At 72.1% G+C, this 14,910-nt stretch carries 16 protein-coding genes and 1 pseudogene; 10 read left to right on the top strand and 7 right to left on the bottom strand.

What is annotated here, in order from left to right:
- The first annotated feature begins 98 nt into the window (after positions 1–98).
- From KGS77_RS10040 to KGS77_RS10005, 8 genes are all read left to right on the top strand, one after another.
- Entirely contained in the window at positions 99–1,328 is a 1,230-nt protein-coding gene (locus KGS77_RS10040; protein ID WP_242580371.1) for an Ig-like domain-containing protein, read from the top strand.
- Positions 1,329–1,451: 123 nt separating this feature from the next.
- Entirely contained in the window at positions 1,452–2,219 is a 768-nt protein-coding gene (locus KGS77_RS10035) for an enoyl-CoA hydratase-related protein (RefSeq protein ID WP_242580369.1), read from the top strand.
- A 270-nt stretch (positions 2,220–2,489) separates the two neighbouring features.
- Complete coding sequence (locus tag KGS77_RS10030; RefSeq protein WP_242580367.1) at positions 2,490–3,014, top strand: ATP-binding protein; 525 nt, start codon at positions 2,490–2,492, stop codon at positions 3,012–3,014.
- 618 nt (positions 3,015–3,632) lie between these two features.
- Positions 3,633–4,067 (top strand): hypothetical protein, encoded by a 435-nt coding sequence (locus KGS77_RS10025; RefSeq protein WP_242580364.1) that lies wholly within the window; start codon positions 3,633–3,635, stop codon positions 4,065–4,067.
- 145 nt (positions 4,068–4,212) lie between these two features.
- A complete protein-coding gene (locus KGS77_RS10020; protein ID WP_242580362.1) occupies positions 4,213–5,070 on the top strand; it encodes a thioredoxin domain-containing protein in 858 nt (285 codons plus the stop codon).
- Complete coding sequence (locus tag KGS77_RS10015; RefSeq protein WP_242580360.1) at positions 5,067–5,939, top strand: cytochrome c biogenesis CcdA family protein; 873 nt, start codon at positions 5,067–5,069, stop codon at positions 5,937–5,939. Before KGS77_RS10020 ends, KGS77_RS10015 begins: the two co-directional genes overlap by 4 nt.
- 109 nt (positions 5,940–6,048) lie before the next feature.
- Positions 6,049–6,213: a DUF5993 family protein gene (locus tag KGS77_RS10010; RefSeq protein ID WP_242580358.1), complete on the top strand. Its 165-nt coding sequence runs from the start codon at positions 6,049–6,051 to the stop codon at positions 6,211–6,213.
- An 18-nt stretch (positions 6,214–6,231) separates the two neighbouring features.
- The gene (locus KGS77_RS10005; RefSeq protein WP_242580355.1) at positions 6,232–6,882 is read left to right on the top strand and encodes a disulfide bond formation protein B; all 651 of its coding nucleotides are present in this window, start codon (positions 6,232–6,234) and stop codon (positions 6,880–6,882) included.
- Positions 6,883–6,954: 72 nt separating this feature from the next.
- Here the strand turns inward: KGS77_RS10005 and KGS77_RS10000 are convergent, their stop codons facing one another.
- The 3 genes from KGS77_RS10000 to KGS77_RS09990 all read right to left on the bottom strand — a co-directional run bounded on the left by KGS77_RS10000 (position 6,955) and on the right by KGS77_RS09990 (position 9,014).
- Positions 6,955–7,290, bottom strand: a complete 336-nt coding sequence (locus KGS77_RS10000) for a hypothetical protein (RefSeq protein ID WP_242580354.1) — start codon at positions 7,288–7,290, stop codon at positions 6,955–6,957.
- Positions 7,291–7,501: 211 nt separating this feature from the next.
- A complete protein-coding gene (nadE, locus tag KGS77_RS09995; RefSeq protein WP_277994211.1) occupies positions 7,502–8,332 on the bottom strand; it encodes an ammonia-dependent NAD(+) synthetase in 831 nt (276 codons plus the stop codon).
- A gap of 127 nt (positions 8,333–8,459) precedes the next feature.
- The gene (locus KGS77_RS09990) at positions 8,460–9,014 is read right to left on the bottom strand and encodes a glycoside hydrolase family 25 protein (RefSeq protein ID WP_242580353.1); all 555 of its coding nucleotides are present in this window, start codon (positions 9,012–9,014) and stop codon (positions 8,460–8,462) included.
- A 387-nt stretch (positions 9,015–9,401) separates the two neighbouring features.
- Between KGS77_RS09990 and KGS77_RS09985 the strand changes: the two genes are divergently transcribed.
- Positions 9,402–9,665: a hypothetical protein gene (locus tag KGS77_RS09985; protein ID WP_242580352.1), complete on the top strand. Its 264-nt coding sequence runs from the start codon at positions 9,402–9,404 to the stop codon at positions 9,663–9,665.
- 89 nt (positions 9,666–9,754) lie between these two features.
- On the opposite strand, the gene KGS77_RS09980 is transcribed toward KGS77_RS09985, so the two are convergent.
- The gene (locus tag KGS77_RS09980) at positions 9,755–10,153 is read right to left on the bottom strand and encodes a VOC family protein (RefSeq protein ID WP_242580351.1); all 399 of its coding nucleotides are present in this window, start codon (positions 10,151–10,153) and stop codon (positions 9,755–9,757) included.
- 93 nt (positions 10,154–10,246) lie between these two features.
- Here KGS77_RS09980 and KGS77_RS09975 point away from each other — a divergent pair, with 93 nt between their 5' ends.
- Positions 10,247–11,236 carry a YafY family protein gene (locus tag KGS77_RS09975; protein WP_242580350.1) on the top strand — a complete coding sequence of 330 codons (990 nt, stop codon included), beginning with the start codon at positions 10,247–10,249 and terminating at the stop codon, positions 11,234–11,236.
- 27 nt (positions 11,237–11,263) lie between these two features.
- Here KGS77_RS09975 and KGS77_RS09970 read toward each other — a convergent pair whose 3' ends face one another.
- The 3 genes and pseudogenes from KGS77_RS09970 to KGS77_RS09960 all read right to left on the bottom strand — a co-directional run bounded on the left by KGS77_RS09970 (position 11,264) and on the right by KGS77_RS09960 (position 14,609).
- Positions 11,264–12,262 (bottom strand): polysaccharide pyruvyl transferase family protein, encoded by a 999-nt coding sequence (locus KGS77_RS09970; protein ID WP_242580349.1) that lies wholly within the window; start codon positions 12,260–12,262, stop codon positions 11,264–11,266.
- A gap of 87 nt (positions 12,263–12,349) precedes the next feature.
- Positions 12,350–13,353: pseudogene (locus tag KGS77_RS09965) on the bottom strand (glycosyltransferase).
- Positions 13,350–14,609 (bottom strand): glycosyltransferase, encoded by a 1,260-nt coding sequence (locus tag KGS77_RS09960; protein ID WP_347404463.1) that lies wholly within the window; start codon positions 14,607–14,609, stop codon positions 13,350–13,352. The pseudogene KGS77_RS09965 and the gene KGS77_RS09960 overlap by 4 nt, the downstream one beginning before the upstream one ends.
- Positions 14,610–14,910: the final 301 nt, after the last annotated feature.

The following is a 14,910-nucleotide window of genomic DNA, read 5'->3' as shown; positions in this document are numbered from 1 at the left end:
CAGCGCGGTGTGGTTATCTAGCCGCTGAGCGCCTGTTCGGGTATCGCGCGGGGGAGTGCGGGGCCGTACGAGGGGAAAAGGGGCCGGTGGTGCCAGTGGTGAACGTGCAGCCTATATCGGGGGAGCCGGTCCGCGGGCGCGGACGGCGGCGGGGCGGCAAGGGCGTACTCGCGCTGCTGCTGGGCGTGTTGCTGCTGTTGGTGAGCGCGTGCGGCGGCGGGGACGACGACCCGGGCGGCCGGGGAGGCGAGGACACCGCCGCGTCCCGGGCGGTGGTCACGGTCTCCCCCAAGGACGGCGCGGACGGCGTCGCCACCCGCGGCGCCCTGAAGGTCGGCGCCACGGGCGGGAAGCTGAAGTCGGTCAGGGTCACCGATGCCAAGGGCAAGGAGGTCGACGGGAAGATATCCGGCGGCTCCCTGTGGCAGCCCGTCGGCCATCTGAGCACCGCCACCAAGTACACCGTCGACGCGGTCGCGGTGGACGACAAGGGGCGTCAGGCGGCCGAGCACTCCACCTTCACCACGCTCGTCCCCAAGAACACCTTCGTCGCCCAGTACACCCCGGAGGACGGCCAGGAGGTCGGCGTCGGCATGCCGGTCTCCCTGCGCTTCACGCGCGGGATCACCGACCCCGCGGCGGTGGAGAAGGCCGTACGGGTCCGGGTCGAGCCGGCGGTGCCCGTCGTGGGCCACTGGTTCGGCAACGACCGCCTGGACTTCCGTCCCGAGAAGTACTGGACGCCCGGCACGAAGGTCACCTTCACCCTCGACCTCAACGGCGTCGAGGGGCGGCCGGGCGTCTACGGCACGCAGACCAAGCGGATCTCCTTCAAGGTGGGCCGCAGCCAGGTCAGCACCGTGGACGCCGCGTCCAAGGAGATGACGGTCGTGCGCGACGGCAAGAAGATCAAGACGATTCCCGTCACCGCGGGCGGGCCGGGCACCGAGACCTACAACGGTCAGATGGTCATCAGTGAGAAGCACGAAGTGACGCGGATGAACGGCGAAACGGTCGGTTTCGGCGGCGAGTACGACATCAAGGACGTACCGCACGCCATGCGGCTGAGCACGTCCGGCACGTTCATCCACGGCAACTACTGGTCCGGCAGGTCGACGTTCGGCGCGCGCAACGCCAGCCACGGCTGTGTGGGCCTGTTCGACCAGCGCGGCGGCGGGGACGGCGGCACGCCCGCCGCGTGGTTCTTCCGCAACTCCCTGATCGGCGACGTGGTGATCGTCAAGAACTCGCACGACGAAACGATCAGTCCGGACAACGGGCTCAACGTCTGGAACATGTCCTGGGAGAAGTGGCGGGCCGGGCGGTAGGGCGCGCCAGAAGGGGCACAGAGGGCCGCCCGGCGCCACCACCGGGCACCAACCGGGCACTGTGACCAAGTGCACCGGACGGCCCCCGGTTAACGAAAGCTAACCGGGGGCTAACCTGCCCTCATGACTGTGAACCTTGAGGTCGCCGAGGGCGTCGGCACCATCCGTCTGGACCGCCCCCCGATGAACGCGCTGGACGTCGCCACCCAGGACCGGCTGCGCGAACTCGCCGAGGAAGCCGGCCGCCGCGAGGACGTACGCGCGGTGATCCTGTGGGGCGGCGAGAAGGTGTTCGCGGCCGGCGCGGACATCAAGGAGATGCAGGCCATGGACCACGCCGCCATGGTCGTACGCTCCAAGGCCCTGCAGGACTCCTTCACCACCGTGGCCCGCATCCCCAAGCCCGTCGTCGCCGCGGTCACCGGCTACGCGCTCGGCGGCGGCTGCGAGCTGGCACTGTGCGCCGACTTCCGGATCGCCGCCGACAACGCCAAGCTCGGCCAGCCCGAGATCCTCCTCGGCCTGATTCCCGGCGCCGGCGGCACCCAGCGGCTGGCCCGGCTGGTCGGCCCCTCCAAGGCCAAGGACCTGATCTTCACCGGCCGCCAGGTCAAGGCGGACGAGGCGCTGTCGATGGGTCTGGTGGACCGTGTCGTCCCGGCGGCCGAGGTGTACGAACAGGCGCACGCCTGGGCCGCGCGCCTGGCCGCGGGTCCCGCGATCGCGCTGCGCGCCGCCAAGGAGTCGATCGACGCCGGGCTGGAGACCGACATCGACAACGGTCTGACCATCGAACGCAACTGGTTCGCGGGTCTGTTCGCCACCGAGGACCGCGCGCGGGGCATGCGCAGCTTCGTGGAGGAAGGGCCGGGCAAGGCCAAGTTCGTGTGATACGGGCGCGGTTGACGTGACGGGTGGGGCGGCCCGGTACCCGCTGCCCCGTGCGGGCGAATCCGGTCCGGTTCCCGCGCGGGGCGGCCGGCCCCGTCCGTACCGCCGGGTACTCTCCGGGCTGCCGGGCTCCGGCCCAGGTCACTGCCGTACGAGGCGCACCAACTGCTGGTGGCATATGTCGGCGAGGGGCCTGGAACCGGCGTTTCCGGCCGGGTCATTCCACCGGTTCTGCCCCCGCCCCGACGCGGTAACGGCCATGATGGGGGCATGGCGGGCCTCGAAGGAACGGAGCAGCCGCGACCGCGCAGCGGCACGGCCGCCGCACGCTGGGGAACTCCCGGCGGCGAGAGAAGGCCGGCCGCCGAACGGGAACGTGTGTCCAAGGCGGTGGATCCGGTGGGCGACACCACTGTCGAAGAGGTCCGGCTGCCCTCGCGCCCCGAATCCGCCGCCACCGCCCGCAGACTGACCCAGTGCGTCTGGCTCAAGAAGTGGTCCCTGTCCCCCCAACTCGCCGAGTACGCCGTCTTGTTGGTATCCGAGCTCGTAGGCAACGCGGTCCGGCACACCGGCGCCCGCACCTTCGCCCTGCGGATGCTCCGCCGCCGCGGCTGGATCCGGGTCGAGGTACGCGACCCGTCCCGCGGCCTGCCCTGCCTGATGCCCGTCCACGAGATGGACACCAGCGGACGCGGACTGTTCCTGGTGGACAAGCTCTCGGACCGCTGGGGCGTGGACCTGCTGCCCCGCGGCAAGACCACCTGGTTCGAGATGCGGATCACCGACCACTGAGCCCGCGCTTCGGTCTACCGCGCCCCCTTCATCCGCCGTCTGCATGTGCACATCATGTGCGTACAGAGCGTGGGCTCGCAGGATCAGGTCCGGTGGAATGTCCGGTGGAATCATCCTGGCCGGCATCGCGCTCGGCGTCTTTCCGACGGCCGTCGCCGGGGCCTCGCGAGGGGCGGACCCTCTCCGAAACGAGACCGGGGCCCTTCCGCGAGGTGCGCGGGTCAGGGCCCCAGTGTCGACGACGGCGGGCGAAAGGGGTGTGCCCGCGGTGTCATGAACGACCTGGCCCGGGTCAATGGGGGTCGCTGGTCCCGACTATGACAGGTGCGACGCGGCCTTGCCAAAGCCGCAATTCGGGACAGATGTTATTTTTATTGGGCGTATTGTTTGTTGATCCAAGGTGAGCTGTGCCACCGGCCTTTCAATGATTGGTTAGGTAATCAATTCCATCGATGGTTATGCGAACCTGATCATGAGGAGGGATGAGCGCGGCGGATGGCTGAAGCCGCTCAGCCGGGCGGGGCGTCCGGGGTGGTTTCCGTAGGATGGGCCGTTCACGCCCGTGGAACGTTCACGCCCGTGGAAGCGGAGTGCCGGAGAGAGGGAGGGGTGACCGGAATGGAACGCGTACGCAGGACGCCCGCTGTCCTTCTGCTGCTCCTGCTCTCGGTCGCCTTCGCCTCGCTGCTCTGCCGGGCGGGCGGCACCGGGGAACTGGGTACGGGGGTGCGGGCGGCGCATGACGTGCGGGCCGCGCAGAACGGCGTACGGGCGGCGCATGACGTACATGGGGCGTACGGCGGCCCGATGGCGTACGGCGGTCCCGTGGCGCGCGCCGATGCGCCCAAGAGGTGCTCGGGGCGGGCGGCGCCCAGCCAGAGCGAGTCCGTGCCCGTTCCCACCCCTCACCGCGGTGAGTCGCTCACCCCCGCGGCCACCGGCCTCGCGCCGCTCGCCGCGGACGGCCCGCCGGGGCACGCCCCGGCCCGGCCGCCCACCGGCAGTGGTTCCGCTGCCGACCCCACCAGACACCTGACCGTACTGAGGATTTAGGCCGGCCTGTTCCGGCGCGGTGTTGTCGCACCGTCGTGCCGTTGCGTCGTCATGCCGACGTCGGCCGCCGTTCCGTTGCGTCTTCCGGTCTTTCTTTTGTGCCTCAGTTACTCAGTTCTTCAGTACGTACGTCTGGAGCATTCGCATGCCCACCTCCGTCTCACCCACCCGCAGGATCGCCGCCATCGGCGCGGTCCTGGCCCTGGTCGTCGCCCTGGTAGCCATCGCCGTCGCCGTCGGAAAAGCCGTCGAGGGCGGTGGTGGGAACGACCGCGCCGGTACGGGGCCGTCCGGCGCCGCGGCCTCCGTGGCGCCCCAGGAGGACGCCGGCCAGCAGAAGATGTTCGACGACATCGCCCGGCGGACCATCCGGCGCCAGGACGGCGACCCGCTGGCGATCGGGCGGAAGGACGCCCCGGTCGTCCTGGTCGAGTACGCCGACTACCAGTGCTCGTTCTGCGGGCGTTTCACCCGTGAGACCCAGCCCGAGCTGGTGAAGAAGTTCGTCGACGAGGGAACCCTGCGCATCGAGTTCCGCAACTTCCCCATCAAGGGCGCGGACTCCGAGCGCGCCGCCCGTGCCTCCTGGGCGGCGGGCCGCCAGGGCAAGTTCCGGGAGCTGCACGAGGCGCTGTTCGCCCGCTCCCGCAAGGGCGAGGAGCTGTCCGAGGACGGGCTCGTCGGCCTGGCGCGGGAGAGCGGGGTGCCGGACATCGACAAATTCCGGGCGGACCTGAAGAGCCCCGCCGCACAGGCCGCGGTCGGCAAGGACCAGGAGGAGGGCTACCAGCTCGGCGTCCAGTCCACGCCGAGCTTCCTGGTGAACGGCCGGCCCATCGCGGGCGCCCAGTCGGCCGAGGTCTTCGCGCAGGCCGTACGGGAAGCCGAGGCCAGGGCGGACAAGGCCGGGGCGGGCAAGGCGGGGTCCGGGAAGGATCAGTCCGGGAAGGGTGAGTCCGGGAAGGGCGGGGCCAAGGGGGCCGACGAAGGGGCCGCGCAGTGACGGACATCGGGTACCTCGCCGCCTTCCTGGGCGGCGCCCTGGCCCTGCTCAGCCCGTGCAGCGCCCTGCTGCTGCCCGCCTTCTTCGCGTACTCCCTCGCGCACCCCGGCAAGCTGCTGGCCCGCACGGGCGTGTTCTACCTGGGTCTGGCCACGACCCTGGTGCCGCTCGGCGCGGCCAGCACCACGGTCAGCCGGCTGTTCAACGGACACCGTGATCTGCTGATCACCATCGGCGGCTGGGTGGTGATCGCCATGGGTGCCGCACAGATCCTGGGCCTGGGCTTCGCCGTCAAGCGCGCCCAGGCCGCCGCGGCCCGCATCACCCCGCGGTCGGCGCTGTCCACCTTCCTCCTGGGCTGTGTGTACGGCCTGGCGGGCTTCTGCGCCGGTCCGATCCTCGGCGCGGTGCTGACGGTGACGGCGATCAGCGGCTCCCCGGCGTACGGGGCCTCGATGCTCGCCGTGTACGCGCTGGGCATGGCGCTCCCGCTGTTCGTCCTGGCGCTGCTGTGGGACCGCTTCCATCTGGGCAGCCGCGGCTGGCTGCGCGGCCGGGCGTTCACCCTCGGCAAGCTGCGGCTGCACACCACGTCGCTGCTCTCCGGACTGTTCTTCATCGGCATCGGCGTGCTCTTCCTGGCCTTCGACGGAACCGGGGCGCTGCCGGGGATCCTCGACGCGGACGCCGAGGCCCGGCTGGAGGACTGGGCGGCCCGGGTCGGCAACTCCGTACCGGACTACGTCCTGATCGCGGTCCTCGCGCTCGTCGTCGCCGCGGTGCTGGGACGGATCGCGCTGCGGCCGGAGAAGTCCCGGACGGAGAAGCAGCAGCCGGAGAAGTCCCGGCCAGGGGCGCCTCGCCCCTGAGCGTCCCGGACCGGCGTGTGGGCCATCCGGCTCATATCCGGCACCCGAACGGTGCGGCATCCCGCGGTCCGCGTGGGATGCCGCCGCCCGGCCGCTACCGTCCGGGGCCATGGACACCCTCGTCTCCTCCGGTCTCCTGGTCACGATGCTGGCGATCGTGGGACGCCGGGGCCGGACCGCGGTGCTCGGCGCGTGGTGGGCGACGCTGGCCGTCGCGGCTCTCCTGCTGGCCCACCACATCACCAGCAGCCTCGCCCTCGGTCTGAACTACTGACGGCCAGGAGGTCCGCCCGTGACGAGCGCTCGGTTCCCGGTGCTCCCGGCCGACGAGGAGGAGGGGCCGCCGGGGCTCCTGGCCAGCGGGCAGTACTGGTTCGCCTGCGTCTTCGTCATCGGGTGGGCCGCGGTCCTCTGCGGCGGGCTGTACGTCCAGTTCGTGATGGACGAACATCCCTGCCCGCTCTGTGTCATCCAGCGGATGTTCATGGTCCTGGCCTTCGCCGGACCGGCCCACATCGTCCGCCAGGGGCTGGACGGCACGGTCACCCGCCGTGACTACCTCATGGGCTGGGGCCTGGCCCTCGTCGGCTGTGTCGCCGGGTCCTTCGCGGCCTGGCGGCAGACCATGCTGCACATCCTCCCGGACGACCAGGGGTACGGCCGGGAGGTCGTGGGCCTGCACCTGTATGTGTGGGCGTGGCTGCTCTTCCAGGCGTCCGTCCTCGCCATCGGCGTCGTCACGGCCTTCGCGCACACCACCGCCGGCCGCCGTGTCCCGCCGCACGGCCCGTACCGCGCCGTCGGCCGCCTCGCGCTCGGCCTCGCGGTCCTGGTGGTCGCCGTCAATGTCGTCGCCGTCTTCCTCGAAGAGGGCTTCCACTGGTACCTGCCGGACGACCCCATCCGCTACGAGTTCTTCTACGACCTGCGCATCCTGGACTGACCCCGGGACCGCCGCGCTCTCCCGGGGTCTGCCCCGGCTGAGCGGTGGTGGTCCGCGCAGCCGGGCGTCACGTCAGGCCGTCCGCCGCCGGTGCCAGTCGCGGTGGTGGTGGTGAGGGTGGGCGTCGGCCCGCCGCCGGCGGTCGTTGCACAGCAGGCACCTGCCGTACTCCGGCGGGAGGGGGTCCTCCGGGTCTCCGTAGAGCGGATCGACCGCCCCGTTGGGGTGCAGGGCGCAGCCGGTCGGGCCGCCGGCCGCCCCCAGCGAGGTGGCGGCGGTCAGGGCCCGCCGGAGGACGTCGACGAGCTGATCGGCATCGCGCCGGGTGGGCGCGGTCTGTAGGGACGAGGCGATATCGGATGCGGTGGTCAGCGCGGTCTGGAGTTCGCGCAGGTCTGCGTAACCCATACCTCGGAGCGTAGATGCCCCCACTGACAGTTGATCTTCCGATCGCATTGCGCGGCTTCCCATGGCCGCATCCATGCCCCGCCGGGGCCACGAATCAGCGGCCCGGCGGTGACTGTCGCCTTCCCGGAGTATGACGTGCCGGTGTACGCCCCCTGCTGGAGACAGCGCAGTGGATACGGCACGGCGGAAACGGCGTGGCGGTACGGCCGCCTCACGGGGCGATGGGCAGTTCCCGCTTGTGGGCGGTGAGGCGGTAGCGGCGCGTGATGGCCGCGAACGCCGTCTCGCTGACCGGCTTGCCTTCGAGGAAGTCGTCGATCTCCTCGTACGTGACGCCGAGCGCGTCCTCGTCGGGCTTGCCCGGGTCCAGGGTCTCCAGGTCGGCGGTCGGCGTCTTCCAGACCAGCTCGGCCGGGGCACCGAGGGCCTCGGCGACGGCCCGTACCCGCCGCTTGGTCAGGCCGGTCAGCGGTACGACGTCCGCGGCGCCGTCCCCGAACTTGGTGAAGAAGCCGGACACCGCCTCGGCGGCGTGGTCCGTGCCGACGACCAGCCCGTCGTGGGCGCCCGCGACCGCGTACTGGGCGATCATCCGCTGCCGGGCCTTGATGTTGCCGTGGACGAAGTCCTGGTGACGCGCGTCACGGAACTCGACGCCGCCCGCGAGGGCCGCCTCCAGCGCGGCGTCGCTCGCGGGGCGGACGTCCACCGTCAGGACCCGGTCGGCGCGGATGAAGTCCAGGGCGAGCTGGGCGTCCTTCTCGTCCGCCTGGACGCCGTACGGCAGCCGCATCGCGTAGAACGTGGCGTCGTGCCCCGTGGCGCGGGCCCGCTCCACCGCGAGCTGGCACAGCCGGCCCGCGGTCGTGGAGTCGACCCCGCCGCTGATGCCCAGGACCAGGGAGCGCAGGCCCGTGGTCGCGAGCCGGTCGGCGAGGAAGGCCACCCGGCGTTCGGTCTCCCGCGGGGCGTCGAAGGACGCGGACACCTGGAGATCACGGGCGATCTCCTGCTGGAGGGACATGGACGCCGGGTCGGTCACGATTGCTCCTAGGAGTGAATGGGGGAGGAGGTGGTGGTGATGGAGGTGGTGGTGATGGGGTGGATGCGGTCGGTGATGTGGGGGCCGGCGGTGCCGGGGTCGGTGCGGTCCGTGGGACGGGGAAACTCTATGCCGGGCGCGCCCACTTCTTCAGGGCGGCCTTGTCCTCGAAGTCCGCGACGTTCTTGTCCACCGGCTGGTTGGTGTACTGGTGGAGGCGCCACGGCGCCTTCACGCGGGGATGGCCCGCCGCAACGTAGTCGGCGATCCACAGTCCGTCACCGGCGTAGGACGAGGTGTCCTGGTGGACCCAGAAGTCCCGGTTGCAGTAGAGCAGCACCCGGTGCGAGGGCCGCAGCCGCTTGACCTCGCGGATGAACTCGTCCTTCTGCGCGCTGCTCGCGTGGGTCCCGGCGCTGGTCCGCTCCCAGTCGGCCGCCAGCAGGTCGCCCTCCTCGGAAGCGCACTTCCCGACGAAGTACTCGGCCTGGGCCGTGATGTGGCCGGGCCACAGGAAATGGTAGAAGCCGATCACGCACCCGGCCTTGCGGGCCTTGTCGGCCTGGGATTTCTGGTGCGGATTGATGTACGAGCGGCCTTCCGTGGCCTTTATGAAGACGAAGTCCAACCCCTCGGCGGAATACGTGGTGTTGTGTGAACTGATGTCGACGCCGTGCAGCATGAGCGGCCTCCTACGGCCAAGTCGTACGGTTACCAAGCGTCATCTGTGTATGGGTAGTTCAGCATGTCAATGACCTGATACGCCAGATGCGCGAGGGTAAGTTCCGCAGCCCATGGGCCTTTTGGTGCATTCCCGGGGGCGCTCGGGATCATTCGTGAATGGTTGCGATGCGTAGGCGAACCGGCTCTTTCGTACGGATGGGCGATATGCTCGCGCGGATTTTCGATCGCCGATGGGCAGAATTCTTCATGAACGAACCAGGACCGGCCCAGTTGTTTACCAAGTCGGCATGGAACCGCTCGAAAAAGAGCAGCACCTCATAGGTGCCGGCCTCCCGCGGGAGTGACCACCGGCATCGGACGTCACCCGGAGCGGGGGAGGCCACTGGTGGACCGTGCGCACAGGCAGGACCGGGCCCGTTGCGGTGCCGCGGCGGCCAAGGACCCCACGCCGTGCGAGGGCGACGGGAACGCCGTCACCCTCATAGACCGGCACGGCACGGAAGTGGTGGGCTGTGTCCACCACTGCGCCCGGCTGCTGGCGGGGCTCGAAGGTGCCCGGGTCCATCCGTTCGTGCTGGCCGGCCGGGCACTGGAGGTCTACTCCCGGGCGCGTGAACTGCCGCCGTTCGCCTGGGAGATCGGCCGCTAGCTGTGGCCCGGGATCCGGGATCTGGGATCTGGGATCCGTGACCTGGGATCTCAGATCTCAGATCTCCCGCGTGAGCGGCTTCGCGTACGTCAGCGTGCGAACTTCTCGATGGCCGCCGGGGTGACGGGGGTGAAGAAGTTGACGAGGTTGCCGTCGGGGTCACGGAACAGCAGCGACCGGTTGCCCCAGGGCATCGTGGTGGGCCCGTTGACGAAGTCGGTGACGAAGCCGGTCAGGTTCTGGTGCACGCGGTCCACGTCGTCCACGAGGAACTCGGTGATCACGCTGTGGTTGTCCGCCGGGCGGGCGGAGCCCGGGGCGAACAGCGGGACGGTGCCGGTGCCGGCGATCGCGAGGGTGCCGCCCGTGGTCCTGAGTTCGGCGAATTCCTCGGTGGCCCACGTCGCCCGCGCCCCGGTGGCGCGCTCATAGAACTCGACGAGGCGCGCCACGTCGCTGGTGATGATGCGGATCGAGACGAACTCCATGGGGATCTCCTTGGCTGTGCTGAAGGCGTGCACCGCGCAGGCTAGGAGAAATAGTGGACAGAATCGGTCCTGTATTCGCGTTAGGCTGCGGATATGTCCCGACCCACCGCCCGCGTGCTGACACTCCTGGAGCTGCTCCAGTCGGGCGGCACCCGGACGGTGGCCGAACTGGCCGACCGGCTCGGCGTCGAAGGGCGCACCGTGCGGCGATATGTGGACCAGTTGATTGACCTGGACGTGCCCGTGGAATCGGTGCGCGGTCGCTACGGCGGGTACCGGCTCGCTCCCGGGTACCGCTTGCCGCCGCTCATGCTCAGCGACGACGAGGCGCTGGCCGTGCTGCTCGGCCTGATCGCCGGCCGCCGGGCAGGGCTGACGACGACGCAGCACACGGCGAACGAGACGGCCTCGGCGAAGATCCGGCGGGTGCTGCCCAAGCACATCGCCCGCCGGCTCGACACACTCCTGGAATCCCTCGCCTTCACGGAACAGCCGGGAGAGTTCGACACCCCGGACGCCGGGGTCCTGCTCACCGTCGCCGATGCGGTGCGCCACCGCCGGCCGGCCTCCATCCGCTACACCGACCGCAACGGACGGCGCAGCGAACGCACGCTGCACGCGTACGGGATCGTCGCCCATGCGGGACGGTGGTACGTCACGGGCCAGGACGCCCGGACCGGCGAGGACCGGACCTTCCGGCTCGATCGCATCGCAGACGCGCGGACCCTGCCCGGCTCATTCGAAGCGCCTGCGGGCCCCGGCCCGGCACAGCGCGTGCTGTCGGCGTTCGCCACGGCCGAGTACCGGCACCAGGTGACCTTGCGGATCCACGGGACGGTCGAGCAGATCCGCGCCCACCTGCCCGCCGGCATCGCGAGCCTTGAGGAGTACGAGCCCGCGGCCGGCCAGGACCGGGCGGCCGAGCGCTGGCTGCGCGTCGAGCTGTGGGCGGAGCGGCTCGACTGGTTGCCTGCGGTACTCGCCTCACTCGACCGGCCGTTCGTCATCGAGCGCCCCGATGAGCTGCGCGGCCTCGTCACCGCGCTCGCCGATCGCCTGACGTCCTGCGCCCGCCCAGCCTGACCGCGGGCCCTCAATGCTCCGGGCGCATCAGTGGCCCAGACGCCGGAGGAGACCGGGCAGCAGACCGTCCTCGCCCGGCGGGCGCACGCCGTCGGTGCGGGCGGCGGCATCGGCGGCCCGCTGCCGCCCTTCCGGCGACAGACACCAGGCCAGCAGCCGGTCCAGGCTCGCCGGCCGGACCGCTTCGTACGGCAGGACCGCGGGCCAGCCCAGCGCCGTCGCCTGGGCCCTGACCTTCGCCCCGCCCGCCACGGGATCCACGGCCAGCGCCGGGACGCCGGCCCGAAGGGCCAGGACCAGCCCGTGCAGCCGGGTGGTGACCACGGCGTCCAGCCGGGACAGGACGCTGTGCAGTTGCCCGGGGGTCGCCGGCAGTCGCCAGTCGCGGGAGTCCAGCCGGGTGTCCAGCGGCAGCCGCGCCGCCTCCAGCGTGCCGAGCCACCGGTCCAGTGACCGGGCGACCTCGCCGTGCCGCCGCCGGGACCCGTACTCGTGCTGGCCCTGCGTCTGGATGACCCCGAGGACCGGGACCGGCGCCGGCAGGGGCGCGTGCACACTCAGGTCACCGGCCGGCTGCGCGCGGCCCGCCGTGTCCCGGGGCAGCAGATCGTCGAACCGGGTCACGGCCGGGTCGGCCGGATCGGGCACGGAGACGCCGACGGCGATCCGGCGGCAGCGCGCGAAGCGGTCGTGCAGACCCAGCAGCGGGCTCGGGCCGCCGTCCGGCGCCGGGTGGGAGTGCAGCGGACCGCAGGTGAAGACGACGTGCGTGTACTGCTCCGGGTCGGCGTCCTCCAGGCACAGCGCCCCGGGGCGGAACACCGGTGACCAGGCCGTCTCATGGGGGATGGAGGCGGCGCGCAGTGTGTCCCGCACCGCCTCGGCGGCGAGCATGTCGCCCGCCGTGACCTCCCCGTGCAGGAAGCTGAACCAGCCGGTGAGCAGGACCCGGGCCGGGCGGGTCACCCGGGCCGGGCACGTCTCCCGGGCCGGGCGGGCCCCGGCCTGTGCCACGACGTCCGTCATGGCGTCCCTCCCTCCGTCATGGCTTCCCTCCCCTGCGGCCCGACTCCCCGGCCGGGCGGCGCCGCTCACCCTCACCCGGCACGGCGTTCACCCGACATAGCGGCGGGCGGCCGATGCCTTCTGCGGGGCCTCCAGGAGCCGCAGCCGCTGCTCGACGTCCCGGGGCAGCGGGCGGCGTTCGCGCAGCACCCACGGGGCGCCCGCGGCGGCCTCGGCGAAGGCCCGTACGGACGTGGCATCGCGCGGCACGGTCCGCGCCAGGTGTGCCGTACGGCGCAGGGCCGACGGCGCCGAGCGGCGCAGCCAGGTGAACCACAGGGTGTTGCGGATGCCGTGCCGGCGGCGCAGGGTCGCGTCCCGGCGCGGCGAGGGCCGGTGATGGACCGTCAGGCCGTCGGCGTAGGCGAGCCACCAGCCGCGCGCGGCGAGGTCGGCGGCGAGCAGTTCCTCCTCGCCGCCCAGCCACAGCCGGGGCGAGAAGCCGCCCGCCGAGCGGAAGCAGTCGGTACGCAGCACGGTTGCCGCGGCGAGGAAGGAACCGAGCGCGGGGCCCGGCAGCCAGTCCGGACCGGGGATCGGGGAGTGCCGCAGCTCCTGGACGATGGGGTCCTCGTACGGTTCGGGCCCTCGTACGGTTCGGGGCCCTCGTACGGTTCGGGGCCCTCGTGTGGTTCGGGGAGCGCGCCCGTACGGTCACCCGTGCCGCTGTGAGGTGCGGCGTCCGGATGCGGATGGACGAGGATACGGGCCGTGACGGCGGCGAGCCGGCGGTGGGCGTCCAGGAGGTCGGCGGCCCCCGCCAGCGAGCCGGGCTCCCACCACGAGTCGTCGTCACAGAAGGCCAGGTAGGGCGTGGTGGCCGTGCGGGCGGCGAGATTGCGGCCGACCGCGCCGAGGTTGCGGCCCGGGGTCAGCAACCGTACGGCGGGGAAGCGCTCGCGCACCGCCCGCGCCGTGCCGTCGGACGAGGCGTTGTCGACCACGGTCACCGGTGGCCGTTCGGGCAGCGCCGTCAGCCGGCCCAGGGTGTGCAGCAACTCCTCGCGCCGGTCGCGGGTGATGACGACGACGGTGGTGCGGTGGTCGGTCACGGCAGCTCTCCCCCGGCTTCGGTGCTGGTGGCCCGCAGGGTGTGCAGCGCGGCGATCGAGGTACGCGAAGGCCGCTCGTCGGCCGCCCCGCCGGCCGGCGGGGACGGGTTCAGGTGCGGGTGCGGGTGCGGGTGTGGGGACGGGTTCAGGGGCGGGGGCTCGGGCGGAGGGGCGGCCGGAGACGGACAGGGGGCGGCGGATTCCGGCGGGCGGCCGGCGTCCGGCTCGTCGTTCGCGGTACGGCGCTCCTGCGGGGAATGCGCGGTACGGCGCTCCCGCTGGGACCGGCCGCCCTCCAGGATCCGTACGCCGTGCTCCACCCAGGGAGGGACCACCCGGCGGCGGGAGACCGCGGCGGGCAGCCGGCGGACGGCGCCCGCCAGGGCATCCCGGGCCTCGGGGTCCCTGGGGCAGGCGCGCAGCAGCGACCACGTACGGGATGCCGCGCGCGGCAGGGGCCGGCGCATCCAGGCGGTGAGCAGTTCGTTGCGCAGCATCCGGGCCGAGCGGCCGGCGCGGGGCCCGGGGTCCGGGTCGTGCCAGGCGATCACCTGCGGGCAGTGGGCCAGGCCCCAGCCGCGGGTGGCCAGTTCGAGGGCGAGCAGTTCCTCCTCACCGCCGAAGTGCAGGACCCGGTCGAAGCCGCCGGCACCGAGGAACGCCTCACGCCGTACGACCGCCGCGCACGCCAGGAACCCCAGCACCGAGGGGCCCGGCAGGTCGGAGGCCCGGCCCAGGGGCGAGGCCGCCAGCACCTCGTTGAGCGGGTCGGGCCGGCCCTCCCGGCCCACGCGCACCGCGGCGGCGATCAGCCCGAGCCGGGGATGGCCGTCGAACAGCGCGGCGGCACGGTCCAGGGCGCCCGGCTCCCACCAGGAGTCGTCATCGGCGAAGGCCACGTACGGGGTGTGCAGCGCGGCGGCGCCCACGTTGCGGCCGACCGCGCCGAGGTTGCGTCGTGGGGTCAGCAGACGGACCTGCGGGTGGCGGTCCCGTACGGCGCGCGCGGTGCCGTCCGTCGAGCCGTTGTCGACGACGGCGACGGGCGGGCGCTCGGGCAGCGCGGCGAGGCGGTCCAGGGTGCCGAGCAGGCGCTCACGCCGGTTGCGGGTGATCACCACGACGCCGACCCGGGGCTCGGCCGCCGCGGAAGCGGACGACGAGGACGACGGGACCGACGAAGTTGACGGGGGTGACGGGGTTGACGGAGAGGACGGGGTTGGCGGAGAGGACGGGGATGACCTGATTGCGCTCATGACACCGGCTCGGTAGGACGTGTGCGGATGCGGTCGGATGAGGGGGCCTCCTGGGGCCCGGGGCCGGGACCGGAGGCGGGTCGGGGTGCGGGTTGAGCTTCGGGCGAGGGTCGAGCTGCGGTTTCGGGCTCGGGGTCGGGGCTGGGGCTGGGGCTGGGGCTGGGGGCGGGTCCCGACTCGGTTCCCGTTCCGGGGCCGGTTCCGATTCCGGTTCCGGGTCCGGCTTCGGGCTCCGGGCCGGTCTCGGCGGGCTCTACGCGTACGGGCGGGGGCGCGTCGGGACGTACCCCGCCGGACGTGA

It is taken from the genome of Streptomyces sp. MST-110588 (genome assembly GCF_022695595.1).
GTDB lineage: Bacteria > Actinomycetota > Actinomycetes > Streptomycetales > Streptomycetaceae > Streptomyces.
The sequence above is the reverse complement of the archived record's forward strand: the minus strand, read 5'-3'. Positions and strand labels throughout refer to the sequence as shown.

Bases quoted from the DNA above. Each gene is read 5' to 3' on its own strand.
- KGS77_RS10025 (WP_242580364.1), top strand. From the start codon at position 3,633: ATGGAACGCGTACGCAGGACGCCCGCTGTCCTTCTGCTGCTCCTGCTC.
- KGS77_RS09975 (WP_242580350.1), top strand. From the start codon at position 10,247: ATGTCCCGACCCACCGCCCGCGTGCTGACACTCCTGGAGCTGCTCCAG.
- KGS77_RS09970 (WP_242580349.1), bottom strand. From the start codon at position 12,262: ATGACGGACGTCGTGGCACAGGCCGGGGCCCGCCCGGCCCGGGAGACG.
- KGS77_RS10035 (WP_242580369.1), top strand. From the start codon at position 1,452: ATGACTGTGAACCTTGAGGTCGCCGAGGGCGTCGGCACCATCCGTCTG.
- KGS77_RS10000 (WP_242580354.1), bottom strand. From the start codon at position 7,290: ATGGGTTACGCAGACCTGCGCGAACTCCAGACCGCGCTGACCACCGCA.
- KGS77_RS10030 (WP_242580367.1), top strand. From the start codon at position 2,490: ATGGCGGGCCTCGAAGGAACGGAGCAGCCGCGACCGCGCAGCGGCACG.
- KGS77_RS10010 (WP_242580358.1), top strand. From the start codon at position 6,049: ATGGACACCCTCGTCTCCTCCGGTCTCCTGGTCACGATGCTGGCGATC.
- KGS77_RS09980 (WP_242580351.1), bottom strand. From the start codon at position 10,153: ATGGAGTTCGTCTCGATCCGCATCATCACCAGCGACGTGGCGCGCCTC.
- KGS77_RS10020 (WP_242580362.1), top strand. From the start codon at position 4,213: ATGCCCACCTCCGTCTCACCCACCCGCAGGATCGCCGCCATCGGCGCG.
- KGS77_RS09990 (WP_242580353.1), bottom strand. From the start codon at position 9,014: ATGCTGCACGGCGTCGACATCAGTTCACACAACACCACGTATTCCGCC.
- KGS77_RS09960 (WP_347404463.1), bottom strand. From the start codon at position 14,609: ATGAGCGCAATCAGGTCATCCCCGTCCTCTCCGCCAACCCCGTCCTCT.